Raw genomic sequence first — 18,564 nt, 5'->3', positions numbered from 1 at the left:
GAACCGCAATGAAGGCCAGCCACACCCGACTCCGCAGAGCCGCGCTCTGCATCGCCCTGGGCACCTGCCTGTCCGCAATGGCGCCGGTTGCGCTGGCGCAGAGCGCCACCGGCGCGGTCGCCGGCCGCGCCAACGCCGGTGACCAGGTGCAACTGGTGAACGCCACCACCGGCGCCACGCGCACCGTGACCGTGGGCGCCGACGGGAGCTACCGCCTGGGCCAGCTGCAGGTGGGCGACTACAGCGTGCAGGTGGTGCGTGACGGCGCGCCGGTCGGCGAGCCGGTGCCGGTCAGCGTCGCGCTGGGCGGCACCACCACCGTCAACCTCGGCAGTGAGGGCGGCATCGCCAACATGGCCGCGGTGCAGGTGGTCGGCGCGCGCGTCGTGAACCGCGTCGACGTGCGCTCGACCGAATCCGCCACCAACGTGACCCGCGAACAGATCGCGCAGCTGCCGGTGGACCAGAGCCTGGCCTCGGTGGCCCTGCTCGCACCCGGCGTGGTGTCGTCGGGCGCCACCTTCGGCGGCCTGACCTTCGGCGGTGCCTCGGTGGCCGAGAACGCGGTCTACATCAACGGCCTCAACGTCACCGACCCGTATCGCCGCCAGGGCTTCTCCTCGGTGCCGTTCGGCTTCTACGACGAATTCCAGGTCAAGACCGGCGGCTATTCGGCGGAGTTCGGCCGCAGCACCGGTGGCGTCATCAACGCGGTGACCCGGTCGGGCGGAAACGAGTTCCAGTCCGGCGTCGAGCTGACCATGGAACCCTCGGCCTGGGCGTCGTCCAAGGACGACCATTTCCATTCGGATGGTTCGCTCGACGAGCGCGATCGCACCAGCCGCGACTCGAACTCGTTCTACAAGGCCAATGTCTGGGCGTCGGGTCCGATCGTGAAGGACAGGCTGTTCTTCTTCGCGATGTACGAGGTGCGCGACAGCAGTCCGAAGGACGTCGACGAGAACGAGGTCTACATGACCAAGGGCGACAACGACTTCTGGGGCGCGAAGCTCGACTGGCAGATCAACGACAACCACCTGCTGGAGCTGCTGGCGTTCTCCGACAAGGCCGAGAGCGAGACCAGCATCTACGACTACGACTGGGACACGGGCGAGAGCGGCGACCTCAATGGCGGCTCGGTGTCGGGCAGCGGCGGCGAGAACTGGTCGGTGACCTATACCGGCCACTTCGGCGACAACTTCATGGCCAAGGCCATGTACGGCGTCAACGAGCGCAGCACCAACACCAGCAGCCCGTGGGACGGCGACTGCAGCATCGTGACCGTGGCCAACCAGGCGCGGGTGAACTGGGGCTGCCACCCGACGAACTCCAGTTTCAACGGCCGCGTCGATGAGCGCGAGGCCGCGCGACTGGACTTCGAGTGGACCCTGGGCGACCACCTGCTGCGCTTCGGCGTCGACCACGAGGTGCTCGATTCCACCAGTTTCGTGCGCTACCCCGGCGACGGCCGCAGCTACCAGGTGCAGACCGTGACCCCGGGCGCGCCGCTGAACGGCACCTTCGTGCCGCCGGGCGTCACCCAGATCGTCGATGCGCGCCGGTACATCACCGGTGCGCCGGTGAGCACCGAGATGCAGGCCTTCTACATCGAGGACAACTGGAGCGTCACGCCGAACGTCCTGCTGAACCTGGGCGTGCGCTTCGACAAGTTCCACAACAAGCTGGCCTCGGGCGCGACCTTCGCCCGCGCCGACTTCGAGGACATGGTCTCGCCGCGCGTGGGCTTCAGCTGGGACATGAGGGGTGACGGCACCACCAAGCTGTTCGCCAATGCCGGCCGCTACTACCTGCCGCTGACCAACAAGCTGACCGACTATTTCGGCGGCGGCACCACCGACGAGCACTCCTACTACGTGTTCAACGGCTGGACCGAGCTCGACGATCCGATCACCGGCAAGCCCTACCTCTCGCCCAACCTTGGCGCGCAGATCGGCCCCGTCAACACCGACATGAACGCACCGCCGCCGGACGACGTGCGCACCGCGGTGGCGCGCGACCTGAAGCAGGTGTACCAGGACGAGTTCATCCTCGGCTTCCAGCAGGCGATCAACCAGGCCTGGTCGTACGGCGTCAATGCGACCTATCGGGAAGTCACCCGCGCCGTGGAGGACGCCCGCATCAACCACGTCGAAGGCTGCGGCTGGTACTCGGGCGACTGGCCGATCATCAACCCGGGCGAGAAGGTCACCCTGTGGTGCCCGGACACCGAGGACTGGGTGGAGTTCGATTCGTCGCAGGACGGCTACGTGGCCTCCTATGGCGCCGGCGCGGTCATGGGCTACAAGCGGCCCAAGCGGACGTACAAGGCCGTCGAGTTCCAGCTCGACCGCGCCTGGGACGACAAGTGGGCGGTGAACTTCAGCTACCTCTGGTCGAAGAGCGAGGGCAACCTCGAGGGTCCGGTCAACTCGGATACCGGCTATGCCGACACCAACCTGGTGCAGCATTACGACCATCCGGCCAACAACGAGCGCTTCGGCGTCCTGTTCAACGACTTCCGCCACCAGTTCAAGCTGCGCGGCAGCTACAAGCTCAACGAGATGTGGAGCTTCGGCGCCACCGCGACGGCGCGCTCGGGTGGCCCCATCACGGCGTTCGGCGTGGTCTGGCCGGATGACAGCCGCCCGGGCGGCGGTTCCGGCGAGTTCAGCGGCGGCGGCACCGGCTGGCTTTGCGTGGCCAACTGCGCCGACCCGGCCACGCGCCAGTTGGTCTACTCCGAGCGCGGCGCCTTTGGCCGCATGCCTTGGGTGAAGGACGTGGGCGTCAACGTGACTTGGACGCTGCCGGTGGAGGACATCGACCTGAAGGCGCGCTTCTCGGTCTACAACCTGTTCAACAGCCAGACCGTGGTCAACGTGCATTCGCGCTACGAAAGCACGCCGGGTACGCGGATGCCCTACTTCGGCGAAGGCACGGTCTGGCAGGCTCCGCGCTACGCGCAGCTGGTCGTGACCTGGAACTTCTGAGCACGGCGTGACGGAGGGCGGCGGCGGGGGCCGTCGCCCTCCGGTTCCGGAAGGAGACAAGGTGGCGGGAACGGGTGTCCTCTTCGCGGCCGCAGCCACGGCCGCGATTTTTTTTGCATCGGCAGCGGCGACCGCTGGCACGGATGATGGCTGGCCCCGGCAGGCCGTGGCCGCGGCGGTGGACGACGCCACCGCCCGCTACGCGCTTCCCGGCATCGCCGTCGGCGTGGTCGTGGACGGCGAAGTCCGGCACGTCGAACTGCGCGGCGAGACCGTCGCCGGCAGCGGCGAGGCGATCACTGCCGACACGCTGTTCAAGGTCGCCTCCAACACCAAGGCCATGACCGCGGCGCTGCTGGCGCGGCAGGTCGATGCCGGCGTGCTGGCCTGGGACGACCCGGTGGTGAAGCACCTGCCGGGCTTCCGCATGCACGAGGACTGGGTGACGCGCGAGATGCAGGTGCGCGACCTGCTCATCCACAACAGCGGCTTGGGGCCGGGCGCCGGCGACCTGATGCTGTGGCCGGAGCCGAACGCGTTCTCGCGCGACGAGGTGATCGCCGGCCTGGCGCACCTGAAGCCGCGCTGGAGCTTCCGCTCGCGCTATGCCTACGACAACACGCTGTACATCGTCGCCGGCGAAGTGGCGGCCGCGGCCGGCGGCGCGCCCTACGACGTGCTGCTGCGGCGCGAGGTGTTCGAGCCGCTGGGCATGCAGGGCTGCCGGGTCGGGGAATGGCGCGTGGACGGGGCAGGGCCCGTGGCCGCGCCGCACGTGCGCCGCGGGGATGCCTGGGAGCCGCGCGCGGAGGGCGAGGTCGTGGCCGACATGCCGATGTCCGCCGCGGGCGGGGTGCGCTGCACGCTCGACGACATGCTGCGCTGGGTGCGCGCGTGGCTCGATCCGGACACCGCCGGGGGCGATGGCGCGCGATGGCTGTCCGCCGCGCAGCGCGACGAGGCGTGGACCGCGCACATGCCGATGCCGCTGTCGGCGCGGATGCGCGCCTGGAATCGCAGCCATTTCCACGCCTATGGCTACGGCTGGCGGCTGAGCGACGTCGACGGGACCTGGAAGGTCGCGCACACCGGGACGCTGTCGGGCATGTATTCCGCGGTGAGCCTGCTGCCGGAGCTGGACACCGGCTTCGTGATCCTCGTCAACGGGGATGCGGGCGATGCGCGGACGGTGCTGGAACAGTCGCTGTCGAAGATCTTCACCGCGTGTCCCGGGGCGGCCTGTCCCCGGGCGGACGGTCTGGTCGCGCACTACGCCTCGCTGCTGGCCGCGGAGCGCTCCGCGGCCGTCGCCGCGCAGGACGCACCGGATGGCGATGCAGCCCACTCGGAGCGCGCGCCCGCCGCCGCCGGTGCGCTGAGCGGCAGGCTGGGCCGCTACCGCGATCCCTGGTTCGGCGAGGCCACGGTGTGCGAAGCGGACGGAGGCGTGCGCTTCGAATCGCTGAAGTCGCCGCGGCTCGCCGGACCGGTGCTGCGTGCGGGAGAGCGCCTGCTGGTGGATTTCGACACGCTGGGCCCCGACGCCGATGCCTGGCTCGAGTTCGCCACCGCGACGGTCGGAGGACCGGCAACGCTGGCGATGGCCAAGGTCGATCCCGAGGCCGACTTCAGCTACGACTACGAGGATCTCGCGTTCGTGCGGGTGGGCGACTGCCCCTGAGATCACTGCACCCGGCATGTCCGCTCTGTGACGGTGCGCACGGGAGGGATGGCGCGCGCGCCGCTACCATGTTGCGTAGCAGCATCCATCATTCCGGCTGCTCCATGGAGAGGGAGCTTGACGGAGTTTCGAGCTGACGCATGCCGCATCCTGGTCGTCGAGGACGACCCGACGAACCGCAGCGTCCTGGCCCGCCAGCTGGCCGTGGTGGGCGTCGAAGCGGACATGGCGGGCAACGGGGAAGACGGCCTGTCGCGCTGGCTCGGCGGCGGCTTCGCACTGGTCCTGAGCGATCTCCACATGCCGGTGATGGACGGCTTCGGCCTGGTCCGCGCGATCCGCAGCCGGGAGGCCCGTGGCACCAGGACGCCCGTGCTCGCCTTCAGCGCCGACGTGCGCATCGGACAGGCCGAAAGGGCGCGCGAGGCGGGGTTCGACGACTTCTTGGCCAAGCCGATGCAGCTCGATGGCCTCCGTGCCGTGCTTGGCCGCTGGCTGGCCGCGGCGCCGGTGCAGGCCGGCACCGCCGCGACGACGCCTGGCGATGCATCCGGCGCCGGCCCGGGGGCGGTGCCCGTGTTCGAGGTCGCCGCACTGCGCGAGCTGGTCGGCGGCGAGCGGGGACTGATGCTGGAGATCCTCGGCTATTTCGACGAGGTCGCGACCGGCATGCGCGACGACCTGCTGCGCGCGGCGCGCGCCGGCGACGCCTGCGGGGCAGGCATGCTCGCGCACCGGCTCAAGGCCTCGGCGCATTCGGTGGGGGCGGTGCCACTGGCCGTGCTGTGCGCGCGGCTCGAAGAGCACGTGGATGGGGGGCGGCGCGATGGAATCGCTCCGCTGGTGCAACAGGTGGTGGTTGCGCTGGATGCGGCGCTGGCGGCGATGCGCCGCTGGCGCGCCGCGGCCGGCGCGCCGGCACCGGACATGACGAGGTACGCGCTATGAAGATCCTGGTTGTCGATGACGATGATTTCACCACCCGCCTGCTGCAGATCCAGCTGCGGGCGATGGGGCTGAGGAAGAGCGGCTATGCCGCGATCGAGCTGTGCTCGCGAGGGGAGGATGGCCTGGCGCTGGTGTCGACCGACCCTGCCGGCTTCGGCCTGGTCTTCTGCGACCTGAGAATGCCCGGCATGGACGGCGTGGAGTTCGTCCGGCACCTCGCCGAAGTGGGATTCGCGGGCGCCCTGGTGCTGATCAGCGGGGCCGAGCCGCGCGTGCTGCAGGCGGCCGAGCAGGTGGCGCGGGCGCAGGGGCTGAACGTGCTGGGCACGCTGCCCAAGCCGGTGCAGCCGGCGGCGCTGCGCGACATCCTGCACCAGGAAGCGGCGGGTGAGGAGCCGGCCGGGCCGGCCGACGAGGCGTTGCCGCTGGTCTCGGGACAGGATGCGTCGGCGCTGGAGGCCGCCATCACGTCGGGTGAGCTGTTCAACCTGTACCAGCCGAAGGTGGACCTGGCGACGGGCGAGGTGGTCGGCGTCGAGGCGCTCGCGCGCTGGCAGCACCGGACGCGCGGCATCGTGATGCCCACGGAGTTCGTGCCCCTGGCCGAGCGCGCCGGACTGATCGGTCCGCTGGCGCGCGTGGTGCTGTCCAACGCGCTGCACGACGCGCGCCACTGGACCACCCCCGGCGGCGGGCTCGACGTCGCGGTGAACCTGACGATGGCCAACCTCTCCACGCTCGACATGCCCGAACGCGTGGCGCGCCTGGCGGCCGCCGCCGACTTCCCGCTCGAACGCCTGGTGCTCGAATTGTCGGAAACCCACCTGCCGACGCAGCCGAAGGCCCAGCTCGACATCATGACCAGGCTGAGGCTCAAGGGCGTGCGCCTGGCGATCGACGAGTTCGGTACCGGCTTTTCCAACCTGGCGCAGCTGCGCGACATGCCGTTCTCGGAGCTCAAGATCGATCGCGGCTTCGTCCGCGGCGTGGCCCAGGATCCGTCGCGCCGCGCGATCGTCCAGGCGGCGCTGGCGCTGGCGCGCGAGATCGACGTCCAGACCGTGGCCGTGGGGTTGGAGGCGATGGACGACCTCGCCTGCCTGCGCGAGCTGGGCTGCCAGCTGGGCCAGGGCGTCCTGGTCGCCGAGCCCATGCCGGCGGCCGAGGTCATGCGCTGGACGCGGGAGTGGCCGGTCCTGCGCGACGGACTGCTCGCCGCCTGATGCACGGCAGCGGCACCGGCGCCGGTGCCGCTGCCCGCTGGCACGCGGCTACGGGCGGAGCGCCCGCGCGTAGACCCAGTCCGCCACCTGCCGCCCCTGGCACAGGCCCGCGGTGCAGCCCTCGAAGAAGTGCAGGCCGCCGTAGACGCGGCTGAGTGACTGTCCGCTCTCCAGCTGCGACAGCCTCACATGCTGCCATCGGTCCAGGCCGCGGTTCGCCACAGCGAGCCCGGGCGGCACCGTCGGAGGCAGGGGCCCCAGCATCGCGAGCAGGTTGGTGCGCGCAGCCGCTGCGATCGCGGCATCCGGCGAGGCGGCCGCCGGGGCGGGCGGTGGATCAGAGTACGTGTCGTAGCGCGGCTCGATTGAGTTCAGCGCATCGTGGATCGCGAGGTGCGTGACGGCGAGGGCGCGCGCCTGCTGCTGGGGGCCGCCGAAACGCGGCGCGACCACGGGTCCGCCGGCGAGCGCGTGCATGGCAGTGTCCGGGTGGGGGAAGACCGCGCCTCCCCCCAATGCCGTCACCCGGGCAGTTCGGGCTGCGGCGGCCCGGCGCGGACGCAGGGGGGATGCCCAGCCGGAATCTGCGCTGTCCTGCTCCCACTTCCGGTCGCCGGCCATCCATGGCCGGCTCTGGTCATCCCCCCTGCGCCCGCACCGGGCACCACCTTTCCCGCGGTCTGGAAAGACGTTGGACCCTGACTGCGCGATTGCTTCCCGACCCGGTCTCGCCACTCCCTGTCGCGGCTGCCGCCGCGATCGCTGTCGCCCTGCTGCTGATGCTCGGGTGCGGTTTGCTGCGGTGCTGGTGCTGTCACTACTGTTGCTGTTGCTGCCCTCGATCTTTGCCGAGGCCGGACCTCGCTACAGCCCGTCGCGCGCACAGGGGGTGTGCGGACAGCGGGCCAGGGATGGCCGGCGGCCGGCAGTGGGAGCAGGACGCGGAGATGCCGGGGGAGCACACCCCCTGTGTGCGCGACGGGCCGCGTACGCCACCACGGAGCCGACTTGCATCTCGACCCAACCCGCGAGCATCTCTGGCCGTAGCAGACGCCGATCCAGCATCACCACAGCCAGCTCGACCGCGAGCCTCTTCCCTTCACCTGGGAGAAAAGCCAAAAGAAAACCCCTGGAGGCCAGGGGTTTCTGCTTGGATCTGGTGGGCGGTGCAGGGATCGAACCTGCGACCCTTGCCGTGTGAAGGCAATGCTCTACCGCTGAGCTAACCGCCCGAAGTGGCCGCGCAGTATACAGCAGCGGGGCCCGGGTCCCGCAAGTCCCCGCACCCGCTCCGTGGCACGGCGGGTCCGCTTCACCGGCGTCTCACCACGCCACGCCTAGCGTCGTGGGTCCGCCCCTTCGAACGCGAGGCCCCCATGGCGCGCCCCATCTGGACCGGGACCCTGAGCTTCGGGCTGTTGAACGTGCCGGTTTCGCTGATGTCGGGCGAACGACGGATCGACATCAGCTTCCGCATGCTGGACTCGCGCGACCGCAATCCGGTGCGCTACGAGCGCGTCAACGCCGAGACCGGCGAGGAAGTGCCGTGGAAGGACGTGGTCAAGGCCTTCGAATACGACAAGGGCAGCTACGTGGTCCTGGAGCAGGACGACATCAGGTCGGCCGCGCCGGAGAGCCATGAAACGGTGGAGGTCGAGACCTTCGTCGATGCCGCGGACATCCCGCCGACCTACTACGAGAAGCCCTACATCCTGGTGCCCGCGAAGAAGGCCGAGAAAGGCTACGTGCTGCTGCGCGAGACCCTGCGCGATACCGGCAAGGCCGGCATTGCGCGCGTGGTGATCCGCACGCGCGAGTACCTGGCCGCGGTGCTGCCGCAGGGCGATGCACTGGTGCTGATGCTGCTGCGCTATCCGCAGGAGGTGGTGGACGCGTCGGAGTACCGGCTGCCCGAGGGCGAGGCCGGCGACTACCGGATCAATGCGAAGGAGCGGGAGATGGCCACTCAGCTCATCAAGGCGATGAGCGGGGAATGGGATCCCTCGCAGTACCGCGACGAGTTCCGCGGGCGGCTGGAAAAGGTGATCCGCGAGCGCATGAAGTCCGAGGGCGTGGTGTCGCGTCCTGACGACCAGGAGCACGAGGTGCCCGAGGACGCGACCACCAACGTCGTGGACTTCATGGCCCTGCTGCAGAAGAGCATCGGCGCCAACAGGCGCACGCCCGCGAAGAAGCGCGGCGCGGGGACCTCGGCCGCGGATGGCGACGTGCCGGCGTCGAAGCCCGCGAAGAAGGCAGCGGCGAAGACCGCGAAAAAGCCGGCGAAGAAAGCCACGAAGAAGGTGGCGAAGAAGGCCGCCAGGAAGACCGCGAAGAAGACCGCCAGCGCATCGCGCGGGACGGCCGGCAGCGCGGCCCGCAAGGCCGGCTGAGGCTCGCGCCGCCTGCACGCGGCGATGACGGGGCGCCAACGGCCCCCGGCGTAGCGTCGACCGTCCAACGGCACTCCCGGGAGGCGGTTCGATGGCGACGAGGAAGACGGGCAAGGCGACGAAGGCGGCCAAGGCGGCGAAGGCGGCCAAGGCCGGTGCCGCGCGCGGCGGCAGCGGCAGGAAGACGGCGGCGCGTCAGCGCGACATCCAGGAAGAGGCACTGCGCTCGGCCAGGCAGGCGAAGAAGAAGGCGCCCGCGAAGAAGTCGCCGGCGCAGGCGGGCGCGCGCCGGCAGCCGACCACGCTGCCCGCCCAGCACCTGCCCAAGCCCGGCGTGGAAGGAGACCTCGACCTGCAGCCGCGCTTCAAGGCGCCGGACTACGCGGGCAGCGGCAAGCTCGACGGCATGGCGGCGATCGTCACCGGCGGTGACTCGGGCATCGGCCGGGCGGTGGCCGTGCTGTTCGCGCGGGAGGGCGCCGACGTCGCCGTGCTGCATCTCGCCGAAGACGGTGATGCAGAGGAGACCCGCCGGCACGTCGAGGCCGAAGGCGCGCGCTGCCTGGTGATCGCCGGGGACGTGCGCGACCCGGCGTTCTGCGAGGACGCAGTGGGGCAGGTGGTCGACGCCTTCGGGCGGCTCGACGTGCTGGTCAACAACGCCGCCTTCCAGCAGCACGTGGAGCGCCTCGAGGACCTCACCGACGAGCACCTGCAGGAGACCCTGCAGACCAACATCGCCGGCTACTTCCACATGGCGCGCGCCGCGCTGCCGCACATGGACGATGGCGCCAGCATCATCAACACCGGGTCCGAGACCGGGATCTTCGGCAGCCCGAAGCTGCTCGACTACTCCGCGACCAAGGGCGCGATCCATGCTTTCACCAAGGCGCTGGCGAGTAACCTGCTCGGCCGCGGCATCCGCGTGAACTGCGTGGCGCCGGGGCCGGTGTGGACGCCGCTCAATCCGGCCGACAAGCCGGCCGCCGACGTGGCGAAGTTCGGCAAGGACAGCGACATGGGGCGTCCCGCGCAGCCGGAAGAGCTGTCGCCGGCCTATGTGTTCCTGGCGTCGCCGGTGATGTCGTCGTACGTGAACGGCGCGATCCTGCCCGTGATGGGCGGGCCGCGCGGATGATCGGGACCATGCTGAAGTCAGGAGGTGCGTGATGACCAGGGGCGACAAGTCGGCCTATACCGACAAGCAGAAGCGCAAGGCGGAGCACATCGAGGACAGCGAGCGCGGGAAAGGCCGCTCGAAGGAGGATGCGGAGCGCATCGCCTGGGCGACGGTGAACAAGCAGGACGGCGGCGGCAGGAAGTCCGGCTCCGGCCGCAATTCCTCCTGACCCGGCCCACGCCCCCGCGCTACCCCTGCAGGAGCAGCGACCGACGTATGTGGATGGGTCGGGATTCGGGTCGCAGCTATAGCTGCTCCTACAGGGAGGGGCGGCGGGCAGGAAGGGGCGGCGGGGCGACGGCTCAGGCCAGGCGCTGGATCCCATGCACCAGCGCGTACAGCACCCCGCCGATCAGCGCGCCGACGGCGGTGCCGTTGTAGCGGATGAACTGCAGGTCCGAGCCCACCGCGAGTTCCAGCTCGCGGGTCAGTTCGTCGGCGCTCCACTGGTGCACGCGCTCGACGATGAAGCCGCGGATGCCCTCGCGGTAGCGCTCGACCTCGGGCAGCACCAGGCCGACGATGCCGTCGTTGATCCAGGCACGCATGTCGTCGTCGGCGGCCAGGCGCGAACCGATCTCGGCGCCGACCGACGAGATCCTGGCGGCGATGGCGGAGTCGTCGCGCGCGGCGTCGTCGCGGATCCAGGTGGCGAGGTCGCGCCACAGGCTGCGCAGGTAGCGCGACAGGTCGGAGTCCTCGATCAGCTGGTCGCGGAAGGCGTTGACGCGCGCGCGCAGCGACGGATCGTCCTCGAGGCGCAGGATCAGGCGCTCGAACTCGGTGCCGATGCGCTGGCGCATCTCGTGGTCGCGGTCGTTCGCCATGTCGCCGACCATGCCGGTCATGCCCGCGACCAGCTTGTCGGCGACCTTGTCGGCCACCACGCCGTCGAGCTTCAGGTAGCGCAGCACCTTCCACAGTTCGCGGCCCGCCACGCCGGAGATGCGCTCGTGCGTACCGGGCGCGGCCAGCACCTCGCCGGCGTATTCCAGCCCGGCGTCCACCAGCGCCTGGTGGCGGCCGTCGGCGGTGAGCTGGCGGAGGATGACCGCGACCACGCCCGACAGGTCGACCTGGCGCAGCCGCGCTTCGGCGATGCGATGCAGGAAGCCGTGCAGCTCCTCGCTGTCGAGCGCGTCCAGGATGCGGGGCAGGGCATTGGCCAGGGCGCGGCCCATGCTGCCGGCGAAGGCCGAGTCGGCGAGCTTGGCGGCGATCGAGCCGGCGATGTCGACCGACTGCAGCTTCTCCGCCACCTGGCGGGTGCCGAGGAAGTGGTCGCAGATGAAGTCGGCGAGGCTGGCGCCGAGGGCGTCCTTCTTCGACGGGATGATCGCGGTGTGCGGGATCCAGCGCATGCCCAGCGGATGCCGGAACAGCGCGACCACCGCGAACCAGTCCGCCAGCCCGCCGACCAGTGCGGCCTCGAACACCGCGGCCAGGAAACCGAAGGCCCAGTGCGGATGCGTGCGTTCGAGCACGGAGACGACTGCAAGCCCCAGGCCGGCGATGCCGAGCAGGCCGAGCGCGATGGCCTTGCGGCGGCGCAGCGCGGCTTCGCGGGGATCGGTGGTCGTCGGCATCACTACAGGGTAGCGAAGGCCGGGCGACGGTGAAGTGGGTTCGTCTGGATGCTTGCCTCGGCGAGGTCTGCTCCCGTATCATTCCGGGCTCGCCAGTGGCCGGGTAGCTCAGTTGGTAGAGCAGGGGATTGAAAATCCCCGTGTCGGGGGTTCGATTCCCTCCCCGGCCACCACTTGGCAGCGAAGGGCCCGCAGAGATGCGGGCTTTTCTGTTTCTTATCGTGGCTGAACGCCGGGCGCTGCCCGTGCGCAGCGGGGCCGCGAGTGCGCGATGATCGAAAGCCGATTCCAGCGCCGCGCCGCGGCGGGAGAGGCATCATGAAAGGCACGCCTACGGCCGCGCTTGCGGCCATCGCACTGATGGCGCTGCAGGGCTGCGCCACCACCGGGATGACGGAGGCTGAAAAGCTGGCGACCTATCGCGCGGCCGCCGGCGAGCCCGTGTCCAGCTTTACCTACCTCGGGCGGATCAGCGGCTGGACGCCGCTCGACGACGAGCACATCGCGGTCTGGACGCGGCCGAAGGAGGCCTGGCTGCTGTCCTTCAGCGGCATCTGCCAGGACATCGAATTCACGCCGATGATCGGCCTCACCAGCCAGGGTAGCCGGGTGTACGCCGGCTTCGACAAGGTACTGGTCGACAGCCCCAACTCGATGCGGCTGCCGTGCCGCATCCGGGAGATCCGGCCGCTCGACGTCACCCGCATCCGCGAGGCCGAGAAGGCGGCGCGGGAAGAGGCTCAGGACGCGTCTTCGGGGACGTAGCCGGCGGGCTTGTCGGCGCCGCCCTCGAACAGGAACTTCTCCATCTCGCGTTCGAGGAACGCGCGGTGCTCCGGGTCCATCGGCGACAGGCGGTTCTCGTTGATCAGCATGGTCTGGTGCGCCAGCCATGCGTTCCAGGCCGGCTTGCCGATGCCGGCGAAGACGCGCTTGCCGAGCGCGCCCGGCCAGGGCACGAAGTCGAGGCCTTCGGCTTCGCGCTTCTCGTATTCGCAGTGGACGGTGCGGCTCACGGTTGTTCCTCCTGGTCCTGTTCGAACTGCGCCTCGACCAGCGTGCGGACGGGCGCAGGGATGCCGAGGCCGGCGAGCGCGTCGCGTGGCACCCAGCGCAGGTCGTCATTGTCCCGCACCGCGGCCGCGGTGGCGACCGGACGCCAGCGCCGCGGGTGCATGTTGAAGCGGTAGTGGCTGAAGACGTGGGCGATGCTGTCCAGCGGTTCGCCACGCGCGTAGTCGCCGTCCACGTGCATGGCGAACCAGGTGCGCGCCGCGTCGTCGGATCCGGCTTCGGGCAGCGACCACAGCTGCGCCCAGACCCCGGCCGGGGGGCGCCGCTGCAGCAGCACGCGGCCTTCGGCGTCGCGCAGCAGGAGCAGCGTCGCCTCGCGCGTGGGCAGGGCCTTGCCGGGCTTCGGCGTCGGCAACTCCCCGGTCCGCGCCTGGGCGTATGCCGCGCAGCCGGGCCGCAGCGGGCAGTCGGCGCAGGCCGGCGCGTGGCGGGTGCAGAGCGTGGCGCCCAGGTCCATCTGCGCCTGGGTGTAGTCGGCCAGGCGCTCGCGCGGCAGGTGCGCCTGCGCGAAGCTCCACAGGCGCTTTTCCACCGCGGGCTGACCCGGCCAGCCGTCGATGCCGTGGTAGCGCGCGAGGACGCGCTTGACGTTGCCGTCTAGGATCGCGAACCGGTCGCCCCAGGCCTGGGCCAGGATCGCGCCGGCCGTGCTGCGGCCGATGCCCGGCAGCGCGACGAGGGCGTCGAAGTCGCGCGGCAGTTCGCCGCCATGGGCCTCGGCGCAGGCGAGCGCGGCAGCGTGCAGGTTGCGCGCGCGGGCGTAGTAGCCCAGCCCCGACCACAGCCCGAGCACGTCGTCCAGCGGCGCGCCGGCGAGCGTGGCGACCGTGGGCAGCGCCGCCACGAAGCGCTCGAAGTAGGGGATGGCCACGCGCACCTGGGTCTGCTGCAGCATGATCTCTGACAGCCAGACGCGGTACGGCGTGCGCGGGTGCTGCCAGGGCAGGTCGTGGCGGCCGTGGTCGTCGAACCATGCCAGCAGCGGGGTCGCGAAGGCGTCGGTGCCGTCAGCGGCGGGGCCGGCCTCCGCATCGGGACCGTTCATCGCGCACCGTCCGGGTCGATCTCGATTTCGACGCCATCGAGCACCGCGCCTGCGATCTCGATGCGTGGGGCGCTGGCGCGTGCCGCGACCGGCGGCAGCGGACTGCCCGAAGCGGCGGCGTCCATCCATTCCAGCACTTCGGCGATTCGGACCCCGGCGCGGGCTTCGGCATCGGCGCGCCGCAGGTGCAGGCCGACGGGGCCAGACAGGTCGCGTGCGCCGGCATAGGCGAGCGCGACGGCGATCGGCGACGCTGACGTGTCCAGCGGCGCCGGCAGCGCGAGCCATGCGGCGGGCCACTCCCGCAGGGTGCCGACGAGTTCGAGCAGCAGGGCGCGGCCGAAGGCGGCGCGACCGGTCGCATCCACGTCGGGGACCATGCCGTCGCCGCGCAGCGCGAGCGACGCCGGCACCAGCGTCCAGGTGCCGTCGCGCAGGCGCAGCGGGCCGTGCGCGCCGAGCGTGAAGCGCAGCGGCTCGCCTTCGCCGCGGTATTCCGCGGACATGCCGAGGCGCAGCGGCGTGACGCGCAGGGTGCCGCCGCCGAAGTGCGAAGGGCCCGACGCGGTGACCGTGGCGGGAAGTTGCCAGTCCGCGCCTTCGATGCGCACGCGGCCGCGCGCGCTGGCGCCGGCGCCGTCGGCGGGCTGCGTGGCCGCGAGGTCAAGATCGAAGTGGATGCGGGTGGGAGCGGCCAGCTCCAGGACGCCGCGAGCCTGCGCGGCGAGCGGCTGGCCCTCGGCGAGCGAGGGCAGGTCGAGCTGAAGTCCCTGCAGCGCCCAGCCGTCGCCCAGCAGACGCCCGTCGCGCACGCCGACGCCGCCGGTCAGCGTTGGCACGCGGCCTTCGCCCGGCGGCCGGCTGGCAAGCCACGCCTGCAGCAGCGCCAGGTCCAGCACCGGCGCGTCGAGCTCGATGCGCTCCAGCACCAGCGGCGCGGCGCGGTCGCGCAGGGTCGACCACGGCAGCGACACCAGCACGCGATCGGCGCGCAGTAGCGGCGCGCCTGCACCCGGCGCGCGCACCACGACATCACGCACTTCGAGCAGCGGCGTGCCGCGCAGGCGATAGCGCGCCTCCCCTTCGAATCCGATCCCGAGCCCGAGCGCGTCGCCGACGCTGCCCAGCGCGATGCGCGCGAGTTGCCGCGGCTGCATGAGGATCGCCGCGGCCAGCGCGACCAGCAGCAGCACGATCACGGCGATGCCGGCGGCGAGCGCGAGCCCGCGGCGCAGCCTCACGCCCCCAGCGCCTCCGGCAGCAGGGCGTCGACGAAGGCCTCGGCGTCGAAGACGCGCAGGTCCTCGGGGCGCTCGCCGATGCCGGCGAAACGGATCGGGATTCCGAACTCCTGCGCCAGCGCGAACACCACGCCGCCCTTCGCGGTGCCGTCGAGCTTGGTCACCACCAGCCCGGTCACGCCGGCGGCCTGGTGGAAGTGGCGCAGCTGGCTGAGCGCGTTCTGGCCGGTGGTGCCGTCGATCACCAGCAGCACCTCGTGCGGCGCGGCGGCGTCGAGCTTGCCGAGCACGCGCTTGATCTTCGATAGCTCGGCCATCAGGCCCTGCTGGGTGTGCAGGCGGCCGGCGGTGTCGGCGATCAGCACGTCGGTGCCGCGCGCCTTCGCGGCCTGCAGCGCGTCGAAGGCGACCGAGGCCGGATCGGCGTCCTGGCCCTGGGCGACCACGGCCACGCCGTTGCGCTGGCCCCAGGCCTGCAGCTGCGCCACCGCGGCGGCGCGGAAGGTGTCGCCGGCGGCCAGCATCAGGCCGCGGCCCTCGTCCTTGAAGCGCTTGGCCAGCTTGCCAATGGTGGTGGTCTTGCCGACGCCGTTGACGCCCACGGTGAGGATGACGAAGGGTTTCGCGGCCGGGTCGATCGCCAGCGGCTTCGCCACCGGCTCGAGCATGCGGATCAGCTCCAGCCGCAGCGCGCCGCGCAGCGCGTTGGCGTCGGCGAACTCGCGGGCCTTCATGCGCTTGCGCAGCGACTCGACCAGGCCGGTGGTGGCGGCAACGCCGACATCGGCGGTGATGAGCGCGGTCTCGATCTCGTCGAGCAGGTCGTCGTCCAGGCGCGGGTTGCGCGAGAACAGGCCGCCGAGGCCGCGCGCGATTCCGCTGCCCATGAGGCGCTCGCGCCAGCCCGGCTTGCCGGGGGCGGCCGCGGGCTTTTCCTGGGTGGCGTGCGGCGACGGTGCGTCGGCGGGGACGACGGGAGGGTGCGCGGGCGCCGGGTCGACGGGTATCGGCGCCGGCGGCGGGGCGGCGATGGTCGCGGGCGCGGGCGCGGGCGCAGCCGCAGCCGGAGGAACCTCGATCTGCAGCGGAACCGGCGCTGCCCGCGAAACGGCATCGGATACGGTCGACGCAGGCGCGTCGGGGGCCGCATCGGCGGTCGCTGCGGCGACATCCGCTGGCGCTGGCGCAGCGTCATGCACCTCGCGTCGCGCGCTCCACGCGTCCTCGACGGCGGTGGCCACGTCGGTCGCGGCCGGCTGGGCCGCGTCGCCCATCCGGCGCGCGGCCTCGATGGCCTCGGCGGCGGCGCTCAGCGAGGAGCGTTCGTCCTTCGCCGGCTTCGCCTTGTCGGCGTCGGATTTCCAGCGGCGGAACAGGCTCATCGCGATCGGGACCAGACGGGAACGGGGGAGGGTGCGCATGTGCGCACAAGCGCGGACAATGCCGCGTCATGGTACCACCCAGCCCTCGCGCGCCCTCCCGTCCCGCGGCCTCCGGCAGCGTGCGCATCATCGCCGGCCGCTGGCGCGGATCGAAGCTTCCGGTGGCGTCCGCGCCGGGCCTGCGGCCGACCTCGGACCGCGCCCGCGAGACCCTGTTCAACTGGCTGCAGCCGATGCTGCCGGGCGCGCGCGTGCTCGATCTGTTCGCCGGCAGCGGCGCGCTGGGCCTGGAGGCGCTGTCGCGCGGCGCGCGCGAGGCCTTGCTGGTGGAGCGCGACCCGGCGCTGGTGCAGTCGCTGCGCGACACCTGTGCGCGCCTGGACGCCGGCGATGCCGCCACGGTGCTGCGCGCCGACGCGCTGGAGCTGCTGCGCGCGCCGCTGCACGGCCGCTTCGACCTGGTGTTCCTCGACCCGCCCTTCGATTCCGGCGCCTGGGACACCGCGCTGGAGCGGCTCGGCCCCTGGGTCACGGACGCGGCCTGGCTCTACATCGAGTCGCCGTCGGCCACGCCGGCGGCACCCGGCCCCGGCTGGCGCCTGCACCGCGAGTCCTCGACCCGGGACGCACGCCACGCCCTGTTCCGGCACGCGCCGGCACCCTGACCACCATCGTGCCGCGCTGATACACTCCGGCCGGCGGATCAGCACCCCGAGGCACGGCGCGACCAGGCATGAGCACAGCCCGACACAGGATCGCCGTCTATCCCGGCACCTTCGACCCGATCACCAATGGCCACGTCGACCTGGTCGACCGCGCCGCCCCGCTGTTCGACCGGTTGATCGTCGGCGTGGCCGAGAGCCCGGCCAAGGGCCCGGCGCTGGCGCTCGACCTGCGCGTCGGCCTGGTCCGCGAGGCGCTGGCCCACCACGCCAACGTCGAGGTCCGCGGCTTCGATTCGCTGCTCGCCCACTTCGTCTCGGAGGTCGGCGGCGGCGTGCTGCTGCGCGGCCTGCGCGCGGTGTCCGACTTCGAATACGAATTCCAGCTGGCGAGCATGAACCGCCACCTCATTCCCGAGGTGGAGACGCTGTTCCTGACGCCGGCCGAACAGTACGGCTTCATATCCTCGTCGCTGGTGCGCGAGATCTCCCGCCTCGGCGGCGACGTCTCGGGCTTCGTGCCGGCGGCGGTGGCCGAAGCGCTCCAGGCCGAATGGCGGCGCGCGGGATAGACTGACCACCAACGCAACGATCTCCTGGGGAACACGAATGAAGACCACCACCCGCCTGCTCCTGTCCGCCTGCCTCGCGCTGCCGCTGCTTGCGGCCTGCAAGAAGGACGAGGCGCCCGTCGTTGCCGTCGCCGCGCCGCTGGCCGCGCCGACCACCGCCGACGACACCGCGTGGCGCGCCTACGTCTCCGACGTGGTGACGCGCAACATGGAAGGCATCGCCAACCAGCCCTACGTGTACTACCTGCCGGCGCCGACCGGCGACGAGGCCGCCGACGCCGGCAACTACGAGCGCCTGTCCGACAAGGCCACCAGCGACGTGTCCCGCGGCATCGTGCGCGGCAACATGCTGGCCTACGCCTCGTCGGACTCCGCGAAGATGGCCGACATCATCGTCAACGCCTTCGCCGGCGTCGAACCCGACACCATGAAGGGCGTGCGCGTGGTGTTCATCGGCGCCGCCGCCGACCGCGAGCGCGTGTCCGCCGCCGTGGCTCCGGCCGGCGTCGAGTTCATCTTCGTCGACGCGAAGTAGGCCGCCGCGTCCGCCGCCGGCCCCGTGCCGGCGGCGGCCCGCACGCCCAGGG

General features: G+C 71.4%; 16 protein-coding genes, 2 tRNA genes and 1 pseudogene. 12 read left to right on the top strand and 7 right to left on the bottom strand.

Annotation, left to right across the window (positions count from 1 at the left end):
• The first annotated feature begins 8 nt into the window (after positions 1-8).
• The 4 genes from H9645_RS09645 to H9645_RS09630 all read left to right on the top strand — a co-directional run bounded on the left by H9645_RS09645 (position 9) and on the right by H9645_RS09630 (position 6,842).
• Positions 9-2,990, top strand: coding sequence for a TonB-dependent receptor (locus tag H9645_RS09645; protein ID WP_191729497.1), 2,982 nt, complete (start codon positions 9-11; stop codon positions 2,988-2,990).
• A gap of 61 nt (positions 2,991-3,051) precedes the next feature.
• On the top strand, positions 3,052-4,671 hold the full coding sequence (locus H9645_RS09640; protein WP_484497236.1) for a serine hydrolase: 1,620 nt from the start codon (positions 3,052-3,054) through the stop codon (positions 4,669-4,671).
• 117 nt (positions 4,672-4,788) lie between these two features.
• Positions 4,789-5,619, top strand: a complete 831-nt coding sequence (locus H9645_RS09635) for an Hpt domain-containing response regulator (RefSeq protein ID WP_191729496.1) — start codon at positions 4,789-4,791, stop codon at positions 5,617-5,619.
• Positions 5,616-6,842 (top strand): EAL domain-containing response regulator, encoded by a 1,227-nt coding sequence (locus H9645_RS09630; RefSeq protein WP_191729495.1) that lies wholly within the window; start codon positions 5,616-5,618, stop codon positions 6,840-6,842. Before H9645_RS09635 ends, H9645_RS09630 begins: the two co-directional genes overlap by 4 nt.
• A gap of 48 nt (positions 6,843-6,890) precedes the next feature.
• Here the strand turns inward: H9645_RS09630 and H9645_RS09625 are convergent, their stop codons facing one another.
• Together H9645_RS09625 and H9645_RS09620 are read right to left on the bottom strand one after the other, a co-directional pair.
• Positions 6,891-7,319 carry a phosphatase PAP2 family protein gene (locus H9645_RS09625; RefSeq protein WP_191729494.1) on the bottom strand — a complete coding sequence of 143 codons (429 nt, stop codon included), beginning with the start codon at positions 7,317-7,319 and terminating at the stop codon, positions 6,891-6,893.
• A gap of 680 nt (positions 7,320-7,999) precedes the next feature.
• Positions 8,000-8,074, bottom strand: a tRNA-Val gene (locus H9645_RS09620).
• Between the two features lie 144 nt (positions 8,075-8,218).
• On the opposite strand from H9645_RS09620, the gene ku reads away from it, so the two are divergent.
• The 3 genes and pseudogenes from ku to H9645_RS09605 all read left to right on the top strand — a co-directional run.
• A complete protein-coding gene (gene ku, locus H9645_RS09615) occupies positions 8,219-9,235 on the top strand; it encodes a non-homologous end joining protein Ku (RefSeq protein ID WP_191729493.1) in 1,017 nt (338 codons plus the stop codon).
• A 91-nt stretch (positions 9,236-9,326) separates the two neighbouring features.
• The gene (locus tag H9645_RS09610; RefSeq protein ID WP_191729492.1) at positions 9,327-10,373 is read left to right on the top strand and encodes an SDR family oxidoreductase; all 1,047 of its coding nucleotides are present in this window, start codon (positions 9,327-9,329) and stop codon (positions 10,371-10,373) included.
• Positions 10,374-10,404: 31 nt separating this feature from the next.
• A pseudogene (locus tag H9645_RS09605) lies at positions 10,405-10,581 on the top strand (HupB); the annotation flags it as partial.
• 136 nt (positions 10,582-10,717) lie between these two features.
• Here the strand turns inward: H9645_RS09605 and H9645_RS09600 are convergent.
• Entirely contained in the window at positions 10,718-12,001 is a 1,284-nt protein-coding gene (locus H9645_RS09600) for a DUF445 domain-containing protein (protein ID WP_191729490.1), read from the bottom strand.
• A gap of 97 nt (positions 12,002-12,098) precedes the next feature.
• On the opposite strand from H9645_RS09600, the gene H9645_RS09595 reads away from it, so the two are divergent.
• Both H9645_RS09595 and H9645_RS09590 read left to right on the top strand, forming a co-directional pair.
• Positions 12,099-12,174: transfer RNA gene (locus H9645_RS09595), tRNA-Phe, on the top strand.
• 145 nt (positions 12,175-12,319) lie between these two features.
• On the top strand, positions 12,320-12,766 hold the full coding sequence (locus H9645_RS09590; RefSeq protein WP_191729489.1) for a DUF6491 family protein: 447 nt from the start codon (positions 12,320-12,322) through the stop codon (positions 12,764-12,766).
• Here the strand turns inward: H9645_RS09590 and H9645_RS09585 are convergent.
• Genes H9645_RS09585 through ftsY form a run of 4 tightly spaced genes read right to left on the bottom strand, consistent with a single transcriptional unit; the run spans position 12,742 to position 16,743 of the window.
• The gene (locus H9645_RS09585) at positions 12,742-13,017 is read right to left on the bottom strand and encodes an oxidative damage protection protein (protein ID WP_191729488.1); all 276 of its coding nucleotides are present in this window, start codon (positions 13,015-13,017) and stop codon (positions 12,742-12,744) included. The two genes, H9645_RS09590 and H9645_RS09585, sit on opposite strands and share 25 nt — an antisense overlap.
• Positions 13,014-14,120 (bottom strand): A/G-specific adenine glycosylase, encoded by a 1,107-nt coding sequence (mutY, locus tag H9645_RS09580; RefSeq protein WP_191729487.1) that lies wholly within the window; start codon positions 14,118-14,120, stop codon positions 13,014-13,016. The genes H9645_RS09585 and mutY overlap by 4 nt, the downstream gene beginning before the upstream one ends.
• Positions 14,117-15,361 (bottom strand): AsmA family protein, encoded by a 1,245-nt coding sequence (locus H9645_RS09575; RefSeq protein WP_191729486.1) that lies wholly within the window; start codon positions 15,359-15,361, stop codon positions 14,117-14,119. The genes mutY and H9645_RS09575 overlap by 4 nt, the downstream gene beginning before the upstream one ends.
• Positions 15,358-16,743 (bottom strand): signal recognition particle-docking protein FtsY, encoded by a 1,386-nt coding sequence (ftsY, locus tag H9645_RS09570; protein ID WP_191729485.1) that lies wholly within the window; start codon positions 16,741-16,743, stop codon positions 15,358-15,360. Before ftsY ends, H9645_RS09575 begins: the two co-directional genes overlap by 4 nt.
• Positions 16,744-16,811: 68 nt before the next feature.
• Between ftsY and rsmD the strand changes: the two genes are divergently transcribed.
• The 3 genes from rsmD (at position 16,812) to H9645_RS09555 (ending at position 18,512) form a co-directional block, all read left to right on the top strand.
• Positions 16,812-17,408: a 16S rRNA (guanine(966)-N(2))-methyltransferase RsmD gene (gene rsmD / locus H9645_RS09565; RefSeq protein WP_191729484.1), complete on the top strand. Its 597-nt coding sequence runs from the start codon at positions 16,812-16,814 to the stop codon at positions 17,406-17,408.
• Positions 17,409-17,476: 68 nt separating this feature from the next.
• Positions 17,477-17,977: a pantetheine-phosphate adenylyltransferase gene (gene coaD, locus H9645_RS09560; protein ID WP_191729483.1), complete on the top strand. Its 501-nt coding sequence runs from the start codon at positions 17,477-17,479 to the stop codon at positions 17,975-17,977.
• 37 nt (positions 17,978-18,014) lie between these two features.
• The gene (locus H9645_RS09555) at positions 18,015-18,512 is read left to right on the top strand and encodes a hypothetical protein (protein WP_191729482.1); all 498 of its coding nucleotides are present in this window, start codon (positions 18,015-18,017) and stop codon (positions 18,510-18,512) included.
• Positions 18,513-18,564: the final 52 nt, after the last annotated feature.

It is taken from the genome of Luteimonas colneyensis, from assembly GCF_014836665.1.
GTDB lineage: Bacteria > Pseudomonadota > Gammaproteobacteria > Xanthomonadales > Xanthomonadaceae > Luteimonas > Luteimonas colneyensis.
The sequence above is the reverse complement of the archived record's forward strand: the minus strand, read 5'-3'. Positions and strand labels throughout refer to the sequence as shown.